At 65.2% G+C, this 24138-nt stretch carries 24 protein-coding genes; 13 read left to right on the forward strand and 11 right to left on the reverse strand.

From position 1 onward, the window contains the following. Nucleotides 1-15: 15 nt before the first annotated feature. Together E4P09_RS18880 and E4P09_RS18885 are read right to left on the reverse strand one after the other, a co-directional pair. The gene (locus E4P09_RS18880; protein ID WP_137391172.1) at nucleotides 16-1317 is read right to left on the reverse strand and encodes an LLM class flavin-dependent oxidoreductase; all 1302 of its coding nucleotides are present in this window, start codon (nucleotides 1315-1317) and stop codon (nucleotides 16-18) included. Nucleotides 1318-1546: 229 nt separating this feature from the next. Next, nucleotides 1547-2731, reverse strand: coding sequence for an iron-containing alcohol dehydrogenase (locus tag E4P09_RS18885; protein WP_205042182.1), 1185 nt, complete (start codon nucleotides 2729-2731; stop codon nucleotides 1547-1549). A gap of 142 nt (nucleotides 2732-2873) precedes the next feature. On the opposite strand from E4P09_RS18885, the gene E4P09_RS18890 reads away from it, so the two are divergent. The 8 genes from E4P09_RS18890 to E4P09_RS18930 all read left to right on the forward strand — a co-directional run bounded on the left by E4P09_RS18890 (nucleotide 2874) and on the right by E4P09_RS18930 (nucleotide 11812). Continuing rightward, nucleotides 2874-3881 (forward strand): LysR family transcriptional regulator, encoded by a 1008-nt coding sequence (locus E4P09_RS18890; RefSeq protein WP_170984503.1) that lies wholly within the window; start codon nucleotides 2874-2876, stop codon nucleotides 3879-3881. Nucleotides 3882-4084: 203 nt separating this feature from the next. Beyond that, on the forward strand, nucleotides 4085-4858 hold the full coding sequence (locus E4P09_RS18895; RefSeq protein ID WP_137391174.1) for a carboxymuconolactone decarboxylase family protein: 774 nt from the start codon (nucleotides 4085-4087) through the stop codon (nucleotides 4856-4858). Nucleotides 4859-4940: 82 nt separating this feature from the next. Further along, a complete protein-coding gene (locus tag E4P09_RS18900) occupies nucleotides 4941-6170 on the forward strand; it encodes an ABC transporter substrate-binding protein (protein ID WP_205042184.1) in 1230 nt (409 codons plus the stop codon). Between the two features lie 504 nt (nucleotides 6171-6674). Then, nucleotides 6675-7559 carry a branched-chain amino acid ABC transporter permease gene (locus E4P09_RS18910; protein WP_137391175.1) on the forward strand — a complete coding sequence of 295 codons (885 nt, stop codon included), beginning with the start codon at nucleotides 6675-6677 and terminating at the stop codon, nucleotides 7557-7559. Then, the gene (locus E4P09_RS18915; RefSeq protein WP_137391176.1) at nucleotides 7556-9382 is read left to right on the forward strand and encodes a branched-chain amino acid ABC transporter ATP-binding protein/permease; all 1827 of its coding nucleotides are present in this window, start codon (nucleotides 7556-7558) and stop codon (nucleotides 9380-9382) included. Before E4P09_RS18910 ends, E4P09_RS18915 begins: the two co-directional genes overlap by 4 nt. Then, a complete protein-coding gene (locus E4P09_RS18920; RefSeq protein ID WP_137391177.1) occupies nucleotides 9375-10085 on the forward strand; it encodes an ABC transporter ATP-binding protein in 711 nt (236 codons plus the stop codon). Before E4P09_RS18915 ends, E4P09_RS18920 begins: the two co-directional genes overlap by 8 nt. Nucleotides 10086-10158: 73 nt before the next feature. Then, nucleotides 10159-11124, forward strand: coding sequence for a 3-hydroxyacyl-CoA dehydrogenase NAD-binding domain-containing protein (locus E4P09_RS18925; protein WP_137391178.1), 966 nt, complete (start codon nucleotides 10159-10161; stop codon nucleotides 11122-11124). A 61-nt stretch (nucleotides 11125-11185) separates the two neighbouring features. Then, nucleotides 11186-11812 (forward strand): HD domain-containing protein, encoded by a 627-nt coding sequence (locus tag E4P09_RS18930; RefSeq protein WP_137391179.1) that lies wholly within the window; start codon nucleotides 11186-11188, stop codon nucleotides 11810-11812. Nucleotides 11813-11832: 20 nt separating this feature from the next. On the opposite strand, the gene rlmN is transcribed toward E4P09_RS18930, so the two are convergent. Further along, the gene (gene rlmN / locus E4P09_RS18935) at nucleotides 11833-13086 is read right to left on the reverse strand and encodes a dual-specificity RNA methyltransferase RlmN (protein ID WP_137391180.1); all 1254 of its coding nucleotides are present in this window, start codon (nucleotides 13084-13086) and stop codon (nucleotides 11833-11835) included. 125 nt (nucleotides 13087-13211) lie between these two features. Next, nucleotides 13212-13742 carry an invasion associated locus B family protein gene (locus E4P09_RS18940; RefSeq protein ID WP_137391181.1) on the reverse strand — a complete coding sequence of 177 codons (531 nt, stop codon included), beginning with the start codon at nucleotides 13740-13742 and terminating at the stop codon, nucleotides 13212-13214. Nucleotides 13743-14051: 309 nt separating this feature from the next. On the opposite strand from E4P09_RS18940, the gene E4P09_RS18945 reads away from it, so the two are divergent. Further along, entirely contained in the window at nucleotides 14052-15026 is a 975-nt protein-coding gene (locus tag E4P09_RS18945) for an NADPH:quinone oxidoreductase family protein (protein WP_137391236.1), read from the forward strand. 214 nt (nucleotides 15027-15240) lie between these two features. Here the strand turns inward: E4P09_RS18945 and E4P09_RS18950 are convergent, their stop codons facing one another. From E4P09_RS18950 to E4P09_RS18965, 4 genes are all read right to left on the reverse strand, one after another. After that, the gene (locus tag E4P09_RS18950; RefSeq protein WP_137391182.1) at nucleotides 15241-15660 is read right to left on the reverse strand and encodes a YkvA family protein; all 420 of its coding nucleotides are present in this window, start codon (nucleotides 15658-15660) and stop codon (nucleotides 15241-15243) included. Between the two features lie 198 nt (nucleotides 15661-15858). Then, nucleotides 15859-16047, reverse strand: coding sequence for a twin transmembrane helix small protein (locus E4P09_RS18955; RefSeq protein ID WP_137391183.1), 189 nt, complete (start codon nucleotides 16045-16047; stop codon nucleotides 15859-15861). 79 nt (nucleotides 16048-16126) lie between these two features. Beyond that, nucleotides 16127-17815, reverse strand: coding sequence for an acyl-CoA dehydrogenase family protein (locus E4P09_RS18960; RefSeq protein WP_137391184.1), 1689 nt, complete (start codon nucleotides 17813-17815; stop codon nucleotides 16127-16129). A gap of 78 nt (nucleotides 17816-17893) precedes the next feature. Continuing rightward, nucleotides 17894-18616: a class I SAM-dependent DNA methyltransferase gene (locus E4P09_RS18965; protein ID WP_137391185.1), complete on the reverse strand. Its 723-nt coding sequence runs from the start codon at nucleotides 18614-18616 to the stop codon at nucleotides 17894-17896. A gap of 60 nt (nucleotides 18617-18676) precedes the next feature. Between E4P09_RS18965 and E4P09_RS18970 the strand changes: the two genes are divergently transcribed. Then, complete coding sequence (locus E4P09_RS18970; RefSeq protein WP_137391186.1) at nucleotides 18677-19615, forward strand: AEC family transporter; 939 nt, start codon at nucleotides 18677-18679, stop codon at nucleotides 19613-19615. On the opposite strand, the gene gluQRS is transcribed toward E4P09_RS18970, so the two are convergent. Further along, nucleotides 19612-20490 (reverse strand): tRNA glutamyl-Q(34) synthetase GluQRS, encoded by an 879-nt coding sequence (gene gluQRS, locus E4P09_RS18975; RefSeq protein ID WP_137391187.1) that lies wholly within the window; start codon nucleotides 20488-20490, stop codon nucleotides 19612-19614. The genes E4P09_RS18970 and gluQRS overlap by 4 nt on opposite strands. 89 nt (nucleotides 20491-20579) lie before the next feature. On the opposite strand from gluQRS, the gene E4P09_RS18980 reads away from it, so the two are divergent. The 3 genes from E4P09_RS18980 to E4P09_RS18990 all read left to right on the forward strand — a co-directional run bounded on the left by E4P09_RS18980 (nucleotide 20580) and on the right by E4P09_RS18990 (nucleotide 22631). After that, on the forward strand, nucleotides 20580-21236 hold the full coding sequence (locus E4P09_RS18980; RefSeq protein ID WP_137391188.1) for a DNA-3-methyladenine glycosylase family protein: 657 nt from the start codon (nucleotides 20580-20582) through the stop codon (nucleotides 21234-21236). Then, nucleotides 21233-21898, forward strand: a complete 666-nt coding sequence (locus E4P09_RS18985; RefSeq protein WP_137391189.1) for an alpha/beta hydrolase — start codon at nucleotides 21233-21235, stop codon at nucleotides 21896-21898. The genes E4P09_RS18980 and E4P09_RS18985 overlap by 4 nt, the downstream gene beginning before the upstream one ends. 172 nt (nucleotides 21899-22070) lie before the next feature. Then, the gene (locus E4P09_RS18990; RefSeq protein WP_137391190.1) at nucleotides 22071-22631 is read left to right on the forward strand and encodes an HNH endonuclease; all 561 of its coding nucleotides are present in this window, start codon (nucleotides 22071-22073) and stop codon (nucleotides 22629-22631) included. On the opposite strand, the gene E4P09_RS18995 is transcribed toward E4P09_RS18990, so the two are convergent. Together E4P09_RS18995 and E4P09_RS19000 are read right to left on the reverse strand one after the other, a co-directional pair. Further along, the gene (locus E4P09_RS18995; RefSeq protein WP_170984504.1) at nucleotides 22604-23122 is read right to left on the reverse strand and encodes a disulfide bond formation protein B; all 519 of its coding nucleotides are present in this window, start codon (nucleotides 23120-23122) and stop codon (nucleotides 22604-22606) included. The two genes, E4P09_RS18990 and E4P09_RS18995, sit on opposite strands and share 28 nt — an antisense overlap. 124 nt (nucleotides 23123-23246) lie before the next feature. Further along, nucleotides 23247-24134 carry a PhzF family phenazine biosynthesis protein gene (locus E4P09_RS19000; RefSeq protein WP_137391192.1) on the reverse strand — a complete coding sequence of 296 codons (888 nt, stop codon included), beginning with the start codon at nucleotides 24132-24134 and terminating at the stop codon, nucleotides 23247-23249. Between the last annotated feature and the right edge of the window lie 4 nt (nucleotides 24135-24138).

The raw sequence follows: 24138 nt of genomic DNA on the forward strand, positions 1-24138 counted from the left end.
TCCCACACGCCTATATCAGTTTTCGACCTTTTCTTTCTTCGCGTGCGGATCGGCGCGCGGCACGGAAATCGAGCCGCCGCGATCGTTGAACGTGGAAGCTTGCGCCACGCCCACGGTTGCGCCCTTCTTGCGGCCGAACGCCTCGACGACCGGGATCTCGTCGTCCTTGAGGTCCGGCATGCGGCGCTTCCGGGCCAGGGCCGCCTCGATGTAAGGCGCCAGCTCCTTCCGCTTCTGCTCCTCGCGGATCGCCTCGCGCGCCTTGAAGTCGGGCATCACCGTCTCGGCGAAGAGCTGCAGGGATTGCATGATGTGCTCGTGCTGGTTCTTGCCGCTCTGCAGCACGAAGATGATCTGATCGACCCCCACCTTCTCGTACCGCTCCAGATGGGCGCGCACCTGCTCGGGCGTGCCGATGCCGCCATTGCCCGCATTGTCCTTCAGATCCTCCTTGACCTCGAGGAAGCGGTCCCAGACCTGCGAGCGGCCAGGCCGATGCTGCCCATAAAGACCGTAATAGCCGAGTGAATAGCCGAAGAAGCGGAAGCCGTCGAGCCCGCGCCGGATCGCCTCCTGCTCGTCCTCGTGGATCGACATGCCGCTCACGAGCGCGATGTTCGGATTGACCGTGTGGGCGATCGGCACGCATTCGTCTGATTTGATGATGTCGTAATATTCCTGCACCCAGTGCGCGGCCTGTTCCGGCTCGACGAAGGCGAAAGCCAGCGCCCCCAGCCCGTGCCGTGCCGCGCGGTGAATGGTTTCGCGCCTGGAGCAGGCGACCCACATGGGCGGATGCGGCCGCTGCACCGGCTTGGGCACGATGTTGCGCACCGGCATCTCGAAGAACTCGCCTTTGAAGCCGGGATAAGGCGTCATGGCCAGCATGTTGGCGGCCTGCTCGGTGGCTTCCTGCCACTTCGCCGTCTTGTCGTCAGGCGACATGAGGAAGCCGCCCATCTCCATCGCGGTGGCGGACTCGCCCGTGCCCCATTCGACGCGGCCGTTGGACACGAGGTCCAGCGTCGCGATACGCTCGGCCGCTCGCGCCGGATGATTATAGTCCGGAGACATCAGCATCACGCCGTGACCCAGACGGATATTCTTCGTGCGCTGAGAACACGCTGCCAGGAAAACCTCGGGTGCGGAGGAATGGGAATATTCCTCGAGGAAATGGTGCTCGACCTCCCACACGTAGTCGTAGCCGAGCTTGTCCGCCAGTTCCACTTGATCGAGCGCGTCCTGATAAAGTCTCAGCTCGGAGTCTTCTGACCACGGCTGAGGAAGTTGATGCTCGTAGAACATGCCAAACTTCATGGGGTAATTCCCTCATCTGGAACGGATCTTGTCCGTGATGATTGATGCGCCCTTCGATAGGCGGGTAAGTCTTACCGACGGCGGCAAAGATACTGCCCAGCGCTGCTCTGTTCCGGGGTAAGCAGCGATTGGTGCTTGGAAAAACGCTAGCTTTGCGGTGGCCGGGTGAAAAGACCCTCACGACAAAGAGGATCTTTTCATATTTCGCAATGATCGGTGCCGAGGCGCGCTACCACGCGCTCTCCAGGATCTCGAGCACGTCGCTGGGTTCACGCACCGGCCGCGGATTGAAGCGCGCCTGCCCGGTGGCGATCACGGTCTTGGCGATCGGCTCGAGCTGCTCGCGCTTGACACCGACGTCGCGCAGGCGGCGCGGCAGGCCCAGCTCCTCCAGCAGCTCCAGCAGCGCATCCGCGGCCGGCTGCCCCGGCCGGTCGAGCGCCTCGCTGACGATGGCTTGACGTTCGGCATTCACCTTCGCGTTGAACCGCATGGTGGCCGGCAGCAACACGCATGAGCAATGTCCGTGCGGCACATCCGCGATGGCCGCCAGGGAATAGCTGATGCCGTGACTGGCCCCGTGCTGCCCGCGGCCCATCCCGCTGGTCGAGAGCCAGGTGCCCATCTGCGACTGCAGGCGGGCATCGAGGTCATCGGGAGCCTTGCGGGTGCGCCGCATCGATCTTTGCAGCAAGCGCAAGCCATGAATGCAGGTCGCATCGGTGAACGGATTGGCCGTCGGCGAGCAGATGGATTCCACCGCGTGATCCACGGCCCTGAACCCGGTCGAAAGCCACAGCCATTCCGTGGTCAGACGGGAAATGCTCGGATCAAGGATGACAGCCACCGGCACGAGCTGCCGCGCGATGTAGAGATCCTTCTTGTGCGCCACGTCATCCACCGATCCGCCGGTGGTCGTATATTCCGCCCCCGAGAGGGTGGTCGGTATGGCGATCTGGCGAAGCCCGGTATCGCGGATCTGCGGCACGAAGATCTGCCCGTCGGGTCCGCGCTGCGCGTGGAAGGCGTCGAAGTCCCTATGCGAGGCAATGTTTTCCGCAAGTCCCACCTGCAAGAGCTTGGCCCCGTCGATGGACGAGCCGCCGCCCAGGGACACGAGCAGGTCGGGCTTGGCCTCGCGCGCCATCTCCAGCGCCTTGAGCAGGGCGCTGCGCGGGGAGTGCGCCGGCATCTCGTCGAACACCCCCGCGAAACGGTTCCCCAACACGTCTTTCACCCGCGCCAGCGCGTCGGTCTGCCGACTGAGCGTATTGGAGGCCAGCACGAACACCCGGTTCGCCGCAAGCTGATCGAGCTCGCGGCGCAGCGCGGTTTCAATCCGCTCGCCAAAGATCACCCTCTCCAACGGGAAATACTCGTAGACCCCCTGCATTCCCGGTTCCTCCCTGCTCATGTCTGGTTCGTGCGCCGCGCCCGGGCAAACCATCATGACCGTCGCGGCGTCTTACGGTCCCATCTTATGGCCAACGCCGTGCTTGCCTATGCTCGTTATGCAACTACCATTGTTGCGCCTCATGCAAAGAAAGGCGCAGCTGATGGAGACGCTCAAGAACATCCGCCTCTTCCTCAAGGTGGTGCAGACCGGCAGTTTCTCGGCCGCGGGTCGCATGGTGGGCCTCTCGCCCGCATCGGTTTCGCGCCAGATCTCGACGCTCGAGCATGCGCTCGGCGTGCGCTTGATCTATCGCACCAGCCGCAAGCTCACCCTGACCGAGGTGGGCCAGATCTATTACGAGCGCGCGGCGGATATCATCCAGGAGTTCGACACCCTCGAGAGCATCGTCTCCGAACACCACGCCAAGCCACGCGGGTTGCTGCATGTTCACACGCGGGTGGCGGTGGGAACGCGTTTGCTCGCCTCCGCCCTGCCGGCCTTCCACGAGAACTACCCGGAGATCAAGGTCAAGCTCTGGCTCACCGAGGAGCCGCGCGATCTGATCGAGCACAAGATCGACGTGGCCATCCGGCTGGGCAACCTCGATGAGCCTTCGCTCGCGGTCCGCAAGCTGTGGGACGCCAGCCGCCGCATCATCTTTGCAAGTCCCGAATACCTTGCCAACAGTCCCAAGCTTGAGCACCCCGACGACATCATCCGTCATCGATGCCTCACCTATCTCGACGGCCGTTTCGATGACGGGTCGGCCTTGTGGCGCTTTCGCGAGCGCGGTGGCACCCGCGACATCCGCGTGACGGGGCCGATCCAGGTGAACAATGCGGAGATCGTGCGCGAATGCGCGCTCGCCGGCATGGGCCTCGGCCTCTTGCCGAAATGGTGCATCTGGGACGAGCTGCAGTCCGGCCGCCTCGTGCATGTCCTGCCGGAATGGCCGGTGACCCCCGGCATCTTTGACCACAACATCTACGCGGTCTACGAGCGGTCCCGCTATGTGCCGCTCAAGGTGCGCACATTCGTCAATTTTCTCGTCGGCTTCTTCGCCAACCGCAAGGACGGCGCCACCGCCATCACCGATTTCGCGCCGCTGTTCAGCGGGCAGGATCTCGAGGATCGGCTGCATTTCGAGAACGAGTGGTCGACCATGTGAGCGCCGGCGCCGCCCCAGGGCACGCCGGGCCGGCCCTCTCCACACCTTTGCGGAAAATGAAAAGAAGGTTGTTGAGCATTGGTATTTTCTTCCGCGCCTTTGTCCCTACCATGGCACGCAAGGCGCCGGCACTTGCCGCCGCGCAAGCGCAAAGAACCGGCTGCTCTCCACAAGGCCGACAGTAAACCGAGGAAGAGGACAGGATGGGAACGCTCGATGCGCGCCGCCAAGCGCTCAAGGACGAATTCACGTCAGCCCGCGGCTACTGGAGTGATCTATGGTCGGATCTTCTTGAGATCGATCCGGATTTCTTTGAAGCCTACAAGAATTTTTCGTCTGCGCCCTGGAAGCGCAAGGGCGGTCTGGATCCGAAGATCAAAGAGCTGATCTACATCGCGATCGACACCTCGACGACGCATCTCTACGACCCCGGCACGCGCATCCACATGCGCAACGCGATCCGCTACGGCGCCACCCGCGACGAGATCATGGAGGTGTTGGAGCTCACCTCCGTGCTCGGCATCCACGCCTGCTCGCTGGGTGTGCCGATCCTGCTCGAGGAAATGCGCGCCACGGGCAAGGGCGGTCCCTTGCCGGAGGGCGAGCTCACGCCGCATCAGGAGAAGCTCAAGGCGCAGTTCATGGACGTGCGCGGCTATTGGAGCCCGCTCTGGGACGGTGTGCTCAGGATGTCGCCGGATTTCTTCGAGGCCTATCTCGAATTCTCGGGCGTGCCCTGGAAGAAGGGGCCGCTCGAGCCGAAGGTGAAGGAGTTCATCTACATCGCCATCGACGCCGCGACGACCCACCTCTACGAGCCCGGCTTGCGGATCCACATCCGCAATGCGTTGAACTACGGCGCGACTGCAGCGGAGATCATGGAAATCTTCGAGCTGATCAGCGTGCTCGGCATCCACACCATCACGTCCAGCGTGCCGATCCTGACCGACGAGCTCGCGCAGGCCGGCAAGCGCTGAGCTTCCGTGCCGAACTCGCGCCGCGCAGGCGCAGCCGGAAGATCGGCTGTCTTCACAAAGAGCAATAACGTGGGAGGACTGAATGAACTACTCCGTAGCAAAAGCGGGATCGCGCGGCTTGGCAGTGCTGGCCGGGGCGGCCCTTGCGGCCATGCTGGGCGCGGGCGTTGCCTCGGCCCAGGAAACCATAAAGCTGGGTTTCACCGCCGCCTTGACCGGTCCGTTCAACGAGTTCGGCGAGGGCATTCGCCGTGGCGCCGAGATCGCCGTCGAGGAATGGAACAAGAAGGGTGGCGTCAACGGCAAGAAGGTCGAGCTCGCCGAAGTGCTCGATGACCAGCTGGTGCCCGACCGCGCCGTTCAGAACATGCGCCGCATTCTCGACAACGACGAGATCGTCGCGGTGATCGCGCCTTCGGGCAGCGGTCCGACCCTGGCGGTGGTCGACATGCTGGAGGCCGATGGCCGCCCGGTGTGCAACACCCAGGCGCAGACCCCCGCCATCGTCTATCCGAAGGGCGACGACGGGCCGCCGCGGCCGAACGTCTTCTCGGTCTCGATCAGCAACAGCGTCGAGTCGGCGAAGCTTGCCCAGGTGCTGTCCACCTACAAGAATATCGGCCTGCTCCACGAGAGCACCGGATATGGCGTCACCGGCGCCAAGCTGGTGGCGGAAAAGCTGAAGGCCGCCAATCCCGATATCAAGATCACCATGGAATCCTACAATCAGCGGGCTCAGGACATGACCGCCCAGCTCACCAGCGTGCAGCGCGGCGGTGCGGAGGTCATCCTGGTGATCGGCCTCGGCGCGGACCTCGCCGTCATCCGCAAGAACATGGCTCGGCTCAACATCAACGTGCCCTTCTACGCCTCGGCTGGCGGCATCACGCCGCCCTATATGGAAGGTGCGGGCGACCTGGTGGTCGGCACCCGGGCGGCGACCACCAAGACCCTGGGGCTCGATCCGCTGCCGCCCGGTACTCAGAAGTTTGTTGATCTGTACAAGGCGAAATACGGCACCGACCGTTGGTGGGGACCCAATCCCGAGCGGGCGCAGATCTCCATCGCCACCACGGTCGGCGCGGCCTATGATTGCGTGAACCTGCTGGTTTCGGCCATCGAGCGGGCCGGCTCCACCGAGCCGGAGGCGATCATCAAGGCCCTTGAGGAGACCAAGGACGTTCCCGGCGTCGGCATCAGATCAATATCCTTCAGCCCGGAGAAGCATACGGCGCTGGGGGTGGATGACCTTGCCGTCTACGAGATCGGCAAGGAGGGCGATCGCATCAGCCTCAAGATCGTCCAGGAATAGGGGCTGCAACGGGAGGCCGCTCTCCCCCTGCGCGTCGATCATCAGGGGGAGCGGCCCGCAATTTCGGGCGTTTGGCTCGCCCCTGGAGCATGGGTCCCGAACCGAAGCGCCGCCTTCGCGAGAAGCGGATCACGCTCAAGCAAAGGATCAGGGCGGGATGGCAATTCCGGACGAGTCGTCCCGCCCCGGAGCATTTTCGAGCGAAGTGGGTACCGGTTCGCGTGAAGAAAATGCGACCAGGCAAAGACTCAGCGGAGCATTTTCGAGCGAAGTGGGTAGCGGTTCGCGTGAAGAAAATGCGACCAGGCAAAGACTCAGAGGAGCATTTTCGAGCGAAGTGGGTAGCGGTTCGCGTGAAGAAAATGCGACCGGGCAAAGACTTAAGAGCGGTTCCGCGATGTGGAGAAAAGCGGAAACGCTCTAGACCGGCCACGAGAAGCCGGATTTCAATGTGAAAGGCCGCGCGCTGCAGCGGGTTGACGCAAGCTTTTGGGGAGGTGCGGATTGAACATCTTTCTCTCGCTGGTCCTGGCGGGCGTGAGCGTGGGGTCCGTCTACGCCCTCGTGGCGCTGGGGTTGAACGTCACCTTCTGGACCACCAAGACGCTCAATTTCGGCCACGGCTCGCTGATGATGTTCTGCGCCATGCTGCTGGTCTATTTCGCCAGCCAGGGCATCGCCATGGCCGCCGCCGCCATCCTGTCGCTGCTGGTTGTGGCGGGCTTCGGCATGTTCATCGAGCGCTTTACGGTGCGGCCGGCGCTGAAGAGCAATAACAGCATGGGCTGGGTGGTCTCGACCCTCGGCTTCGGCATCCTTTTGCAGGGTGTGGCCGCCAAGCTGTTCGGCTCCCAGGCGGTGGCGTTCCCGTCGCTCCTCTTCGGCTCGCAGGATTTCATCACCGTCTTCGGCTTGCACATCGCGCTGCAATATCTGCTCGTGTTCGGCCTGTCGGTCTTCCTGGTGGTGGTGCTCGAGGCCTTCCTGCGGCTGACACGCTGGGGCCAGGCGGTGCGCGCCGTCTCCCACGATCCGGAGCTCGGCCGCGTCAACGGCATGCCGGTGAACCTGATCATCATCGGCTCCTTCGTGCTCTCGGCCCTGCTCGCCGGCGCCGCGGGCCTGCTGGTTTCGCAGATCGGCGGCACGGTCGATCCGGCCTTCGGCTTCAACCTGGTCCTCTTCGGTTTCGTGGCGGCGGTGGTCGGCGGCATGGGCAGCTCGGTCGGCGCCCTGGTCGGCGGCATCGCCCTCGGCGTCCTGTCGAAGCTGATCGGCGGCTACATCTCCTCCGCTGCGGAACAGCCGGTGGCCTTCGCCATCCTCATGCTGATGCTCGCGCTCAGGCCCAATGGTCTGTTCGCCCAAGCCGAGGCCACGAAGGCATGACGAAGCTCAAGAGCACCCTCACGGCCATCATCACCAACACCTATCTGCTGGCGGCGGTTGTCGCAGCGCTTGCCATAGGCGCCAGCTGGATGAGCTCGGGCACCGTGCACATCCTGAGCTTCGTGATGATCACCGTCATCTTCGCCCTCAGCATCAATCTGCTGACCGGCCTTGCCGGGCAGATCTCCCTTGGCCATGCCGGCCTGTTCGGCATGGGCGCCTATGTGACCGGCATCCTGGCCAAGACCTACGGCCTGAGCGTGCTGTTGGCCATTCCCCTGGGCACGCTTTCGGCGGCACTGGTCGGCTATCTCCTCTCCTTTCCGGCGGGCCGCGTGCGTGATGTCTATCTCGCCATGATGACCCTCGGCTTCGGCATGATCTTCTTCGAGATCGTGCGCGAGTGGAACGATGTGACCGGCGGCATGATGGGACTGAGCGGCGTGCCGTCGCCCACCCTCCGTTCGCTGAAGGTTTTTGGTCTGCGCATAGACGAGGTGTGGTTCTTCCGCGTCATATTGCTGATCACGGTTCTGACCATCTGGGTCGTGCACAACATCACCCGCAGCCGCACCGGCCGCGCCTTCTATGCGATCCATCACAGCGAGATCGCCGCCGGCAGCCTCGGCATCTCCCGCAGCGGCACCAAGCAGCTGGCTTATGTGCTGAGCGGCCTCCTGGCCGGCCTGGCGGGCGCCCTTTACGCCCATCTGGTCGGCTATCTCGGGCCGGACAGCTTCGGCCTGAACCGCTCCATCGAAGTGCTGGTCATCGCCATTGTCGGCGGTCTCGGCTCCATCGCCGGCCAGGTGCTCAGCGCCACCCTGTTCACCTTCCTGCCGGAAACCCTGCAGGTCTTCGCGGAATACCAGTTCATCGTCTATGGGCTGATCCTCACGTTCTCCCTCATCGTGCTGCCCCGCGGCATCGCCGGATTGCTGCTTTCACCGCCGCGCTTCATCCAGCAGCGATCGCTCGAGCAGATGCAGGCGATCGCGCCCACCGCGCCGCCAATGGCGGCGGGCGCCGAGGCAGGCGCTGGCAGCGGCGGCGTTCTCACCGTCAAGGGCATCACCAAGAATTTCGGCGGCCTCACCGCGCTCGACAATGTGTCGCTCGAGCTGAAGCCCGGTCGCATCACCGCCCTGGTCGGCCCGAACGGCTCGGGCAAGAGCACCCTGGTCAATGTGATCAGCGGCATTTACTTGCCGAGCGACGGGCGCATCGAGTTCAAGGGCCAGGATATCACCGGCCTGCCGGATCACCGCATCGCCCAAGCCGGCATCGTGCGCACCTTCCAGGACCCGCGCCTGGTGCCGAACTTCACCGTGCGTGAAAACCTGCTCCTCGGTGCCCATCGGCTGATGTCCCACAGCGGCCTCGCGTCCGCCTTGGCCCTGCCGTCCGCGATCGAGGAGGAGGCAGCCTTCCTCGCGCGCATCGACCGGGTCATGGAGCTGACGGAACTCAAAGCCACCGCCGATCAGGTCATCGAGTCCCTGCCTTACGGCTATCGCCGGCTCGCCGAGGTGGCGCGGGCGCTGGTGGCTGAGCCCAGCGCCATTCTGCTGGACGAGCCCGCGGCGGGCCTGTCGGAAGTGGAGATGGAGCACCTTGCCCGCATCGTCAGACGCATGAAGGACATGGGCCTGACCATCATGCTCATCGACCATCACATGGATTTCCTGGCCGAACTCGTTGACGACGTGGTGGTGCTCGACAGCGGCCGGGTCATCTATCGCGGCACGATCGAGGGCATGCGCTGCGACCGCACTGTCATCAACGCCTATCTCGGCGACGAGCAGGAGGCGGTGAATGCTTGAACTGCGCGACGTCAAGGTCAGCTATGGCGCGGTGGAAGCGGTGCGCGGCGTCTCCATCACGGCCAGGCCCGGCACCACCACCGCCATCCTCGGCGCGAACGGCGCCGGCAAGTCCTCGCTGCTGCGGGTCATTTCCGGCATCGCCCCTCTGCGCGGCGGCAGCATCATCATCGACAGCCGGGACGTCTCGAAAATCCCGGCCGAGCGCAGGGCCAAGCTGGGCCTTGCCCACGCCATGGAGGGGCGCCGGCTGTTCCGCCAGCTCACGGTCGAGGAAAACCTGCGGCTCGCCTGGTCCTTCGGCAGCCGCAAGGCACCCGTCGCGGAAGCGGTCGATGACATCTACCAGCGTTTCCCCATCCTCGAAGAAAAGGCCAAGGTGCAGGCCGGCTATTTGAGCGGGGGCCAGCAGCAGATGGTCATCCTGTCCTGCGCCACCATCCGGCAGCCGTCCTACCTCCTGCTGGACGAGCCCTCCCTCGGCCTTGCGCCCATCATCGTAACCCAGATCTACGAATTCATCACCGGCTATGCCCGCCGCTCCGGTGCAACCGTCATCATCGCCGAGCAGATGGCAAGTCTGGCCCTCAGGGTTTCCGACCATGGCTACGTCCTCCGTCGCGGCCGCATCGTGCTCGAGGGCGAAAGCCGCAAGCTCCTGGCCGATGGTATCGCCAACGCGCTTTCGGCAAGCTACCTTTAGGCCCATCGTCGGCGCGGGCTTTCGTGAAATGCCGTCGCGCCGCTTCATCGCCACTGCCTTCGGAACATCAGCCATGCCATTCATCACGCACGACGCAGTCCGGACCATCGCTGTCATCGGCGCCGGCACCATCGGCGCATCCTGGAGCGCCTGGTTCCTGGCCCGCGGCCTCACCGTCCGCGTGAGCGATCCGGCCCCGGCCGCCCCCGACATGGTGCGCGCCTATGTGAGGGAGGCCTGGCCGGCCCTGCGTCAGCTCCGCATCACGGAAGAAGCGGTGGACCAGGCCCTGGCGCGTCTCTCCTTTCACGCCTCCGCCGGTGAAGCCGCTCAAGGTGCCGACTTTGTCCAGGAAAATGCGCCGGAGCGGGTTGCGGTGAAGCAAGCGGTGCTGAAGGAGATCGACGCCGTTGTCCCCGCCGACCGGGTGATCGCCTCCTCCACCTCGGGCTTCGGGGTCACCGAAATGCAGGCCGAGATGCGCCATCCGGAACGGCTGGTCGTCGGCCATCCCTTCAATCCGCCGCACCTCATCCCGCTGGTGGAGGTGGTCGGCGGCGGCCGCAGCTCGGAAGAGGCCGTGCAATGGGCGATCGGCTTCTACAACCACGTGGGCAAGCGCGCCATCCATGTGCGCAAGGAGGTGCCTGGCCACATTGCCAATCGCCTGCAGGCGGCGCTCTGGCGCGAGGCCCTGCACCTTGTGCAGGAAGGGGTCGGCAGCGTCGATGACATAGATGCGGCCATCGCCTATGGCCCCGGGCTGCGCTGGGCCATCATGGGCCCGCATCTCACCTTCCATCTGGCTGGCGGCCGCGGCGGCATCGCCCACTTCTTCGACCATCTCGGGCCAAACGTGGAGAAGTGGTGGGCCGACCTGGGCACGCCGCACATCACGCCGGAGCTGCGCGACATGATCGCCCGCGGGGTCGAGGAGGAGATCGCCGGCCGCTCCTATGAAAGCCTTGTCGAGCACCGCGACAAGGCCCTGCTCGGCGTGCTGGCCGCCACCAGACAGCCGTTGCCTGCAGAGGAATAAGGTCGCAAGATGCCACATGGCGGCAGCGCGCGCTACCGCCACCGCTGCGGAGGGATTGGCAATGGAGACGGTCAAGTTCACCCAGATGAAGGATGGCGATCGGGAAGACTACGCCTTCCTCACGAAACACGAGCACGAATTCGTTGCCGGTACCGCAGATCGCCTCCTCGCCGCTCTCGTCGCGTTGGATGAATCGCTCTCAGGCTACAAGATCACCCGGCTTGGCCATTCCCTGCAAAGCGCCACACGCGCCTGGCGGGCAGGCGCCGACACCGACTGGATGGTCGCTGCCCTGCTGCACGATATCGGTGATATCTACGCGCCGCATAACCACGACGAATATGCGGCCACCATCCTTCGCCCTTTCATACGCGAGCAGTGCACCTGGGTGGTCGAAAAGCACGCCGATTTCCAGCTGCTCTATTACGGCGAGCACGTCGGCGCCAATCCGAACAAGCGCGAGATGCACAAGGGCAGCCCGTATTACGACGATTGCGCCCTGTTCTGCGAGCTGTGGGACCAGTCCAGCTTCGATCCGGACTATCCCACCTTCGAGCTGGATCTCTTCCGGCCCATGGTGCGCGAGGTGTTCGCGCGCAAGCCCTACGACCCCGCCGTCATCCAGCCGGGCGTGCGCATGCCGCTCGAAAATGCTGCCATTGCGGCGCAGCGGGCGGGCACGGCCTGATCAGTTGTAGCTGACCTCAATCAGGAAGCAGCGGCTTCGGCCGCCTGGTTGTCCAGCGCCTTGCGCGTCTTGGCCCGCAGGCGCTCGGAAGCGGATTTGAGCTGCCCGCAGGCCGCCATGATGTCGCGGCCGCGCGGCGTGCGGATCGGGCTCGCATAGCCTGCGCGGTTTACGATCTCGGCGAATGTCTCGATCCGCTCCCAGTCCGAGCATTCATAGGGGCTGCCTGGCCAGGGATTGAACGGAATGAGGTTGATCTTGGCGGGTATGCCTTCCAGCAGCTTCACCAGCCGCTTGGCATCGGCATCGCTGTCATTGATGCCTTTCAGCATCACATATTCGAAGGTGATGCGCCGGGCATTCGACAGGCCGGGATAGTTGCGGCAGGCGTCCATCAGCTCGGCAATCGGGTATTTCTTGTTCAGCGGCACCAGCTTGTTGCGGATCTCGTCCGTCGTGCCATGCAGCGAGATCGCCAGCATGACCCCGATCTCCTCGCCGGCGCGCGCGATCATCGGCACCACGCCGGCGGTCGACAGGGTGATGCGCCGTCGGGACAGCGACAGGCCCTCGTTGTCCGACACGATTTCCATCGCGGCCTTCACATTGTCGAAATTGTACAGAGGCTCGCCCATGCCCATCAGCACGATATTGGTGATGTAGCGGCCGCCCACTGGCGGCGTCGGGTTGGCGGCAAGCTGCTCCGGCCATTCCCCCAGCCGGTCGCGGGCGACCAGCAGCTGCCCGACGATCTCGCCCGCCGTGAGGTTGCGCACCAGCGTTTGCGTGCCGGTGTGGCAGAAGGTGCAGGAGAGGGTGCAGCCCACCTGGCTCGAAACGCACAGCGTCCCGCGGTCCTCTTCCGGGATGTAGACCGCTTCCACCTCGTGCCGTTGGCCGAGCGGGCCGGCCGCCGGCAGCCGCAGCAGCCATTTGCGCGTGCCATCGGCCGAGATCTGCTCCTCGATGATGTCGAGCCGGTCGAGTGTGAAGCGCTCGCTCATCAGGTCGCGCAGCGTCTTGCTCACATCCGTCATGGCCTCGAACGAGGTGACGCCGCGGTTGTACAGCCAGCGGAAGATCTGCCCGACCCGCATGCGCAGCTGCCGCTCGGGAACGCCCAGCTCGCTCAAGACCTGCGCCAGCTCCGGCCGGGTGAGCCCGATCAGTGAACGCCGGCCGCCATCCGGCTCGGGCTGCGGCCCATGGCCTGGCCGCGACCTGTGCGAGATGTCGAGTATCGTGCGGGGGCCGGTTGTGGGCTCTAGGGTCATGCTGTCGGACAAGGTTTGCGAAACCCGCGGGCACGGCGCCGCGCGGGCTTCGACAACAGGTCGCGTGCGGCGAGGGCGATGTCAAGCCCCGCGACGCGCGGCCGGCCGGCGAACTGGCCGGATGCCTATTCGCAGGCCTGGTCGATCGCCTTCATGGCAGCGGTCACGCCGGCAAGCGAATAGGTGTCGGTGGTTTCGGTGCCGCGCCAGGACGTGCCTTTGATGGTCAGCTTGTGCCCGGCCTTCATGGCGCTCACCACCTGGCTGTCCTTGGTGCTGGAATCGAACCAGCCGCCGTCGCCATTGGTGAACATCTCGTAATTCGTCCCATCGATGGTGACCAGTGCGGGCGCGTCCTTCTTGAAGGGATAGCCGATGATCGTGCTCACCTCGTTGCGAACCTTATCGGCGGTGCGGTGGGTGACCAGCAGGAAGATCGGGTCGCGCTTCACATTGTTCGGTTCCGAGGACGAAGGCTTGGCCACGATGTAGCACACCTTGCCCTTTTGCGTATTGTAGGTGTAGGCCGCCCAGTCGTTGAAGTCGCCGAGCAGCTGCGGCTCGTTCTGTGTCTGGGCCGCAACGTCCCGAGGCAACGCCGAGGCGGCAAGAGCGGCCATGAGGCAGAAGGCGACGAGCGTCCCACGTGAAGTCATCGTTGAAGAGCTCCTTTCATCGGGTCCGACAAAGTTTCGAGGCGAGGGGTAGACGCAACGCCATGTGAAATCAACCCAGGCACGACGGAGCGCGCGAAGGCTGAACCCTAACCGAGTGGCCCCCGGCGAGGCAAGCGACGCCCGGCAAGCCGGCGAAAATGGCCATTGCACGCCAGATGGTTATGAGACTATCAGCATGGCCAGGACCAGATATGAATCCATGCCTCGCTGAAAGTTGATTCGAAACGCACGCGAGAACACATGGCGGCAGGCCCGCGCCCCCGGCACAGCCTCTAGGGAGAAATAATGATGAGAGCAGTATTGTGTAGGAATTATGGACCGCCGGAAAGCCTGGTGCTCGAAGAGCTTCCCAGTCCTGCGCCGGGTGCTGGCGAGGTGCTGATCCGGGTGCGCGCCGCCGGGCTCAATTTCTTCGACACGCTGATCATCGAGAACAAGTATCAGTTCAAGCCGCAGCTGCCCTTTTCGCCGGCGGGCGAAGTGGCGGGGGACATCACCGCCATAGGCGAAGATGTGCAGGGCTTCCGCGTCGGCGACCGCGTCATGGCCTATCTCGGCTGGAACGGCGCGCGCGAGGAGGTGGTGGCGCCCGTCTCGAAGCTGATCCCCCTGCCGGACGCCATAGACTATGCCACCGCCGCCGGCCTTTCCGTCACCTACGGCACCACCTTGCACGCCTTGAAGGACCGGGCGCGCATCCAACCCGGCGAAACGCTCGCAGTGCTTGGCGCCGCTGGTGGCACCGGCCAGGCCGCCATCGAGCTTGGCAAGCAGTTCGGCGCCCGTGTCATCGCCGCCGCGTCCTCGGACGACAAGCTGGCCTTCTGTCGTGAGCTCGGTGCCGATGAGGTCATCAACTACGAGCGGGAATCCCTCAAGGACCGGCTGAAGGAGCTGACCGACGGCAAGGGCGTCGATGTGGTCTATGATCCCGTGGGCGGCCCCTTGGCCGAGCAGGCGCTGCGCTCAACCGGCTGGTATGGGCGCTTCCTGGTCATCGGTTTTGCCGGCGGGGAGATCCCCAAGATCCCGCTTAACCTGGTCCTGCTGAAAAGCTGCGACATCGTCGGCGTGTTCTGGGGCGCCTATATCGAGCGCGAGCCGCAGCGCAATCGCGAGAACATGGAAATGCTGCTCGGCTGGTGCGCCTCCGGCCGCGTGCGGCCGCGAATCGACCGCACATTTCCGCTGGACCGCACGGCCGACGCGCTCAACGTTCTCGCCAAGCGCCAGGCCAAGGGAAAGATCATCCTGGAAGTATGAGGGCTCAGGGGTCAAGCCGGTGACGACGATTTGTTTTGCCAGCCAACAGCTTACGTCATGCCGGCCTTGAGCCGGCATCCAGGGCCACACGGTACGAACGCCCTTGCGGCCCTGGATTGCCGCGTCAAGCGCGGCAATAACGAACTTTGAACAAAGCCGTCATGCCCGGCCGCGCCTAGGCGCCGAGCCGCGGCCGTGAGGGGCCGGTCTTCCCTCAAGCGCCCGGACTGTCGGGCGTCCCGCCGTGCCGCAGCTTGTCCAGCGCTTCTCGGGCCATCTCCTGGTGCTTGGGCTTCATATAGATGCCGATGATGTTGAGCGCCGCAAACAGCACCGCCGCGTCATCGGTGAAGCCGATCGCCGTGAGAATGTCGGGGAGGAAGTCGAACGGCACGACGAAATAGGCCAGCGCCGCGAACAGCACCGCCTTGGCCCTGAGCGGCGTGTCGGGATCGGTTGCGCAATAATAGGCGGCGATCAGCGACTGCGCGAACGGAATGCGGCTGGCCACCCGCCCGAGCTTGCGCCAGAACCCGCGCCGGACCCGCTTCTCGTTGGCTTGCATCACGGCCGGCAGCTGAATCTCCGGCGATGTGAGGTCCGGCATGTGCTTCTCGTCTTTCCGCTCTGCCATGCGCATCTCCTAGAGCGTCATCCCGAACCGGAAGTCCGCGCGACAAGGGGTGATCACGCTCGACCAAGGATGAGGCACCGCGCCTTCATATGGAAAGGCGGTGCCAGGGAACAAGCCTTGCTCGGCATCGATCATCGAGCGGAAAAATGAATTTTGCTCCAAGCAGCGCTGGCCCGCTGCAAGCGGCGCCATGTCGGCTTAGCGGCTCATGAAGTAGATGCTGGCCATGATCACGATGATGGCCAGGAATTGCAGCAGCACGCGCAGCCGCATCAGCCGTTGCGAGGTATTGGCGCTGCCGCCGCGCATCATGTTGACCAGCCCCAGCACCAGGACGATGAACACGGCCGCAAGGGCCACGGGTACGGCATAGTTTGCAAAAGACATGACAGACGAACTTTCTCTGCGGCCCCGAATGATCTGACGGCCGAGTTCGGCCAGCGCGTGTTCCGTTTCGAGCCGCCGTTCAGTTGGAGCCGTCGAGCAGCCGGCGCGCGATCACCTGCGCCTGGATCTCGGCGGCGCCCTCAAAGATGTTGAGAATGCGGGCGTCGCACAGCACCCGGCTGATGGGATATTCGAGCGCGAAGCCGTTGCCGCCATGGATCTGCAGGGCGTTGTCCGCCGCGGACCAGGCCACCCGCGCCGCCAGCAGCTTGGCCATGCCCGCCTCCAGGTCGCAGCGCCGGCCCGCATCCTTGTTGCGCGCCGCAAAATAGGTGAGCTGCCGGGTGGCCATGATCTCGGCCGCCATCATCACCAGCTTGTCGGAAACCCGCGGGAACGCCACGATCGGCTTGCCGAATTGCAGGCGCTCGCAGGCGTAGCGCAGCCCCAGGTCGAGTGCGCTCTGCGCAACGCCGATCGCCCGGGCGGCGGTCTGGATGCGCGCGCTCTCGAAGGTTTGCATCAGCTGCTTGAAGCCTTGCCCCTCGACCCCGCCCAGCAGATTCTCCGCTTTGACCGCGAAGCCGTCGAAGCCGATCTCGAATTCCTTCATGCCCCGATAGCCGAGCACCTCGATCTCGCTGCCGCTCATGCCCGGCGCGGGGAAGGGATCCTCGTCCGTGCCACGCGGCTTCTCCGCCAGCAGCATGGAAAGGCCCTTGTAGCCCGGCTCTTCGGGGTTGGTGCGCACCAGCAGGGTCATCAGGTCCGCCCGCACCGGATGGGTGATCCAGGTCTTGTTGCCATAGACCTTGTAGACGTCGCCCTCGCGCACGGCCCGGGTGCGCAGGCTGGCAAGATCCGAGCCGGTATTGGGCTCCGTGAAAACCGCCGTGGGCAAAATCTCGCCCGAGGCAAGCTTGGGCAGGAAGCGCTGCTTCTGCTGCTCGGTGCCGCCATGCAGGATGAGCTCCGCGGCAATCTCGGTGCGCGTGCCCAGCGAGCCCACGCCGATATAGCCCCGCGACAGCTCCTCCGAGACCACGCACATGGACTCCTTGCCGAGCCCGAGGCCCCCATAGGCTTCCGGCAGTGTGAGCGAGAACACGCCCAGCGCGCTCAGCTCCTGCAGAATGTCCAGGGGAATATAAGCGTTCTCCAGGTGCCACTCGTGCGCATGCGGTGCCACCTTGTCCTCGACGAAGCGGCGCATCTCGCCGCGCATCTGCTCGATCGTCTCGTCCAGCCCGGTGGCGCCGAAGGTGAGCGCGCCATCCTGCGCCATGATGAGGGCGATGAGGCGCGCCCGTGCATCCGGGCTGTTGCCCTCTCGCCGCAGCCGGGCGGCGCTGCCCGCGGCCAGCGGCTTCAGCGAGGCATCGTCCAGCCCGAGATCATGCGGCCGCACGAACTCGCCCAGGTTCATCGGGATGCCGCCCACGATCTGGTTGAGATATTCCCCGGCGAGGACCTGCACGAGCAGCGTTTCGGTCTCGCCGAGCCGCTCGTCCTCCTCTAGCCGCGCCGCATAGAGCGCCAGCTGCCGCAAGGTCTCCACATAAGTCGCGAGCCACGCCAAGCCGTGCGTCGCCGCCTGATGCTGCTCGATCAGCTCGGCCGACACGCGCCCGTTGCGGCTGACCAGGGCAGCGACGCGCGACCGTGCCTCCCCATAGACCTGCTCGGCGGCATTCACCGCATCGGCTACGAGCTGGGGCACCGATCCGAGAATGGCCCTGCTCTGGGCGACAGGCGCGGCGATGGACATGGGGCGGCCTCCTGCGATGTCATTTTCAATGACGGTTACCGCAGGCCGTGATGCACTGCAACATGCAACACGCCCATCTCAGCCATGACGTCGCTCGAACACGAAGTAAAGGCCCTCTGCCGGAGCATCCGCAAACAGCGGCGCCTCGTGCCGGTGGCGGATAGCCATCACGCCGGCCTCCGACAAGGCGGCGATCTTGTCGCGAAACCCGGACGGTTCGAACACATGGGCATGAATGGTGCAAACAAGCAGGCCGCCCGGCCGCAGCACCCGGAAGATCTCGTCGAATGCGACCGCGCCCACATGCGCGTGAGTGAACGTGCCCGACGAGATCGCCGCGCCATAGGCGCTGCTCGGCAAGTCCAGCGGCCGGGTCAGGTCCGCCTCGAACAAGGCGCGGTAGATGCCCTTCATCCGCGCCAGCGCAAGCATCTCCGGTGAGATGTCGACGCCGTCGATGGTGGTGAAGCCATGCGCGCGGGCGGCCGCCGCGGTCAGCCCCGTCCCGCAGCCGATGTCCAGCATGGGCACGGTGCGGTCCGGCAGCCATGCCGCCGCCAGCGCCGCCACCCCTGCCGGCGAGAGGTAATGCAGTTCGGTTTCGAGCTGCTGGTCGTAGCTCGCGGCCCAGTCGCGGTAGAGCGTCACCGCATCCTCAGGTCCCGCCATGCTGTAGGAGCGGGCCAGGAACTCGTCCGACCGGGATGCCGTCGCCGAGGTGCCGCTGCTGTCCGCCTCCGGCTGTGACGGTGCGCCGCGCGCATTCTCCCCCGATCGGGTATCTGTCCTGTTGCGCTGCATCGGCAACCACTATAGCCGATGTTTCGACCGACGTAAGCGGATTGGCGGAGAGCAACACCCGTGGTGCAGGCCCTGGACACGATCGTGCCTGTCTTCGGCCTCATCGTCATCGGCTTCCTGCTCTCCAAGGCCGGCGTGTTCGGCAAGATGGCGGCGGAAGGCCTGTCCACCGTGGTCTTCACCCTGTGCATGCCCGCCTTGCTGTTCAAGACCATGATCGGCATCACCCTGCCGCAGGTCTCGCCTTGGGGCCTGTGGGGCAGCTATTTCGGCGCTGTCGCCATCGCCTGGATCATGGGCTGGGCCGCCGTCGCCTTGCTGTTCCGGCGCGATGCGCGCACCGCCGCCGTGGCCGGTGTGGGCGCCGCCTATGCGAACACCATGCTGATGGGCCTGCCCATCATCTTCGCCGTCATGGGCAATGCGGGCGCCTTGCCTCTGTTTCTCATCATCGCCGTGCATCTGCCGATCATGAGCCTGTTCGCCACCATCCAGCTGGAATGGGCGCAACGCTCGCAGCCGGGCGTCCGCCTTGCCCTGCTCGGCTCCATCGCCAAGGGCGTGGCGAGCAACCCGATCACCATCGGGCTCGGCGCCGGCCTGCTGTGGCGGTTCACCGGTCTGGCCTTGCCATCCGCTCCGGCCAAGGTCCTGGACATGCTGTCGGAGGCCAGCGTGCCCTGCGCGTTGCTCGCCATGGGCACCGCGCTCAGCCATTACAGCATCCGTGGCTCTGGTGGCCCGGCGGTTGCCATCACCTTGATCAAGCTCGTCGTCCATCCCCTGGCGGTATGGCTGCTCGCCCGATACGTCTTCCACATCCCGAGCGACTGGATGCGTGTGGCCGTGCTGTTTGCAGCCGCGCCCACCGGCATCAACACCTTCATCTTCGCCGTGCGCTACCAGGCGGCCATCGGCATGATTTCCGGCGCCATTGCCCTCGGCACCATACTGTCGGTGCTGTCCTTCTCCCTCGCCCTCTGGGCGACGGGTCCTTAGGCCATATCGCCGAAGCCGAGCAGCGCGCGGATCTCGCTCGCCGTAACCCCGGCCTCCCTCAGCGAGCGCAAGCTCCGGTCGCCGGCGCTTTTCGAGAGCTTGCGGCCGGTCTCGTCGCTGATCAGGCGGTGATGGCAATAGCGCGGCTCGGGCAGCCCCAGCAGCACCTGCAACAGGCGGTGGACCGCGGTCGCATGGAACAAGTCCTGGCCGCGGGTCACGTGCGTAACGCCCTGCAATGCATCATCCACCACCACGGCGATGTGGTAGCTCACGCCGATATCCTTGCGGCCGAGGATCACGTCACCCCAGATCCGCGGGTCAGCCTGAACTACGCCTGTCTCGCCGAGAGGGCCGCTGCCGTCCTCCGCGAAGGTGAGTGGGCCGCCGGCCATCGCGAGAGCCCGTTCCATATCCAGCCGCAGCGAGAATGGTACGCCGCGCGCACGAAGCTCTGCTCTGTCGGCTTCGCTCAAATGACGGTGCAAGCCGGGATAGAGCGGCTGCCCGTCCGGATCCGCCGGCCAGTCCTTGCGCCCTTCGACCGCGGCGCGGATCTCCTGGCGCGAAGCGAAGCAGGGATAGAGCAGGCCCCTGGCTGCCAGGCGGTCCAGTGCCGCCCGATAGGTTGCCATGTGTTGTGACTGGCGCCGCGGCTCGCCCTCCCAGCTGAAGCCCAGCCAGGCGAGGTCCTCGATCGCTTGGTGCACATAGGAATCCTGGCAGCGGATGAAATCGATATCCTCGATGCGCAGCAGCACGCGTCCACCCAACGCGCGGGCGCAGCGGGCCGTGAACAGGGCGGAATAGGCGTGGCCCAGATGCAACGCCCCATTGGGGCTTGGTGCGAAGCGGAAGATCGGTGCAGCAGTCATCTCGTCATTGGCATATTGTTGAACGCCGCCGACAGGCGCATGATCGCTGCCTGCTTCGCATGTCTCAATTGCATCCTCCAGCCAAATCGATGACCGACACCATTGAAACGCTGGATCACATCCGCGACGGCATCGCCGCCCTGGCCGCCAGGGAGCGGCGGTTCGGCGACATGTTCGCCGTCACCGGCATGCCGCCGCTGCGCCGTCTGCCCGGCGGATTTCCCGGGCTGCTCAGGATCGTGACGGAGCAGCAGCTGTCGCTGGCCAGTGCCGCGGCCATCTGGGCGCGCATGCAGGCGCGGCACGACCCGCTCACGCCGGAACGGATGCTCGCCCTGGCGGACGAGGACTTCCGCGCCGTTGGCCAGTCGGCGGCCAAGATCAAGACGATTCGCGCCTTGAGCCTGGCGGTCGTCGAGCGCCGGCTCGATCTCGCCAGTCTGGACCAAGCGCCTGATGACGAGATCCGCCGGTCCTTGACCGCGGTCCCGGGGATCGGTCCCTGGAGCGCGGAGGTCTATTTGCTCGCCTGCCTCGGCCGGCCGGATGCCTGGCCTTCCGGCGACCTTGCCCTGCAGGTCGCGGCGCAGGCAGCCTTTGGCCTCCCCGAGCGGCCGGACGCCCGCGCTATGGCGCGGCTGGCCGAATCATGGCGGCCCTGGCGTGCCGTGGCAGCCAGGCTGATCTGGGCCTACTACGCCACGCTGAAGCGCCCGCTTGCTGCCCGTGCGGGAGCTCCCGCATGATCGATGGGCCACGGCTGCTTCCGCTGGCCGGTGGCCGTCCGGAGCATTTGATTGTGATGCTGCACGGCTACGCGGCTGATGGCCGGCAAATGCTCAATTTCGCCAGGCAATGGCAGAACGGATTGCCGCATGCGGTTTTCGTCTGCCCAAACGCGCCCGAGCCGTGCGAGCAGTCGGATTTCGGCCGTCAATGGTTCCCGCTCACCCCTCCCAAGGCGCAGCAATACTGGCCGGGCGTAGAGCGTGCAGGACCCCTGCTCGACGCGTTCATCACAGATGCACTTGCTCGTTATGACTTGCTGGACGCGAGCCTCGCGCTTGTCGGCTTCAGCCAGGGCACCATGATGGCGCTGCATGTGGGCTTGCGGCGCAATCCGCCACGCGGCGGGCCGCCTGCAGGCATCCTCGGCTATTGCGGCGCCATGGCCGGTCCCGAGTTCCTCGGCGAGCAGATCACGTCCCGCCCGCCGGTCATGCTCATCCACGGTGATCTCGATGAAGTGGTGCCGGTGCAGGCCATGACGATCGCCGCGGCAGCGCTGACGAGGGTTGGCGTTGAGGTGGAAACCCACCTCTCACGGGGAATTGGTCACGAGATCACCGCGGACGGTCTTGCATTGGGGCTGCAATTCCTGCAGGAGAGACTGGCCGCGGCGCCTTGATGCTGCCGCGGCAAAGAGCTACGAACGACTTGCGATCTAGACAGAGTCGCTTTCACAATACTGTCATACCAGATATAGTAAGTCGTGACGGTATGCTGCTGCTTCGAGCGGAATTATTCGCGGGGCCGGCGCCTGCTGGCCGGAAGCAAAGCAAGGCAAGGAGCGGATTTGGGTGGACGGCTTCGTCACATCACCGCAGAGTTACCCGGCGCTTGTGCTCAACGCCGATTTCCGCCCGCTGAGCTATTATCCTCTGTCGCTCTGGGCCTGGCAGGACGCGCTCAAATCGGTCTTCCTCGACCGCGTCAACATCGTCTCCTATTACGACCGTGTGGTCCGTAGTCCGAGCTTCGAGTTCCGGCTGCCCAGCGTTGTCGCGCTCAAGAGCTATGTCAAGCCGGCGCGCTATCCTGCCTTCACCCGGTTCAATCTGTTCCTGCGCGACCGCTTCACCTGCCAGTATTGCGGCGCGCGCGATGACCTCACCTTCGATCACGTGATCCCCCGATCCAAGGGCGGCCAGACCACTTGGGACAACGTGGTCGCGGCCTGCGCGCCGTGCAACTTGGCCAAGGGCGGCATGCTGCCGGCGCAGGCGCGCATGTGGCCGGCCCGCAAGCCGGTGCAGCCCACCGTGCACGAGCTGCACGCCAATGGCCGGCTGTTCCCGCCGAACTACCTGCATGAGAGCTGGCTCGACTATCTCTATTGGGATAGCGAGCTGGAGCCGTAGGTTTTTCTCGCGAAGGCGCCCCAAAGGGCGAGGCCGGCGATCACGAGCGAGATCAGGGCATTGTAGCCGGCGAAGGACAGGCCCAGGAAGCGCCACTGCGCATCGCTGCAGCTCGCGATCTGGGCGCGGCTCAGATCGGGCAGGACACTCCCGGATTGGCCGAAGCTGGTGTTGCCGGCGCAGGAGGCGGGCCCTGCCCACCAGCCCCACTCCACGCCCGCATGGTGCAGTCCCAGCCCGAAGCTCACCAGCATGATCAGGCCGAGCAGCACGAGACCCCCGCGCAACATCCGCTCCCGTGCCGGATGGCCTGCCATGGGCAACAGGGCAAGGCCGAGCGGAATCGCTGCGTAATACGGCCAGCGCTGCTGGTAGCAGAGCGGGCAGGGGACATAGCCGCCGATCAGCTGGAAGCCCCACGCGGCGGCAATGGTGAGGACGGCGAGCCCGAGGGCGCCGAGCAGGGCCATGCGGGGAGGGGACGAAGTCATGCGAGCGATCCGGCCTGCGCGAACCATACAGGTTGAGGTGCGCGCACCATATCGCGAGCGCGCCGAAGGGCAAGCCGGAACGAGCCTGCCGCCCGCGCGCCGCACCGGATCGTGATCGCGCGGCCTAAACCGCCAGCGTGCCCCGGATCACCGGCACCACCGCGCCCCGCAGATATACGGACGTGGCGCGGCCATTCTCGATCATGGCGCTGAGATGGATCTGGCTCGGTCGGCCCATATCCTCGCCTTGGTGGATCAGCCACTCGTGCCGGCCATTATCCAGGCTCTGGAATTCGCACAGGGCGCCGACAAGCGCGGCTGCGGCCGAGCCCGTGGCCGGATCCTCCGGGATGCCGACACCCGGCGCGAACAGCCGCGCATGGATCTCGCGACCATTGGTCCAGTCCGCCATGGTGAAAGGATAGACCGGTGGTCCCCAAGCCCGGCGGAACGCCGTTTCCCAGCACGCCGTGTCCACCCGGGCCCGGCTCAACGCCTCCCGGCTGGCCACGCGCACGAAGGTGAACGGCACGCCCGCCTCGAATCCCACCGGCGCGGCGATCACCTCCTCGGCGCTGAGGCTGAGCGCCGCGGCCGCATCGTTGACGCCCGGTGCCGTGCCCTTGGATGGTAATTTCGGCGCGGCGATGGAAGCCTCCATCAGGCCGTCCGGCCGCCGCCGCACCTCCGCGTGAACCGGACCGGCGGCGGTGTGCATGAGGAACGCGCCCTTGTCCGTATGCCCGTCCCGCGCGGCAATCACCGTGGCGGTGCCCACCGTCGGGTGTCCGGCAAACGGCAGCTCCGCCTTGGGTGTGAAGATGCGCAGGCGGGGCGCGCCGCTGCCATCGTCCAGGACGAACACCGTCTCGCTGAGGTTCATCTCGCCGGCAATCGCCTGCATGGTGGCCTGGGGCAGCCCCGAGCCATCCGAGAATACGGCAAGCGGATTGCCGCCGAACCGCTGCGTCGTGAACACGTCCAAGGTCACGAAGTCATACTCACGGGCCATGTGC

This window comes from Rhodoligotrophos defluvii (genome assembly GCF_005281615.1).
Classification (GTDB): Bacteria; Pseudomonadota; Alphaproteobacteria; order Rhizobiales; family Im1; genus Rhodoligotrophos; species Rhodoligotrophos defluvii.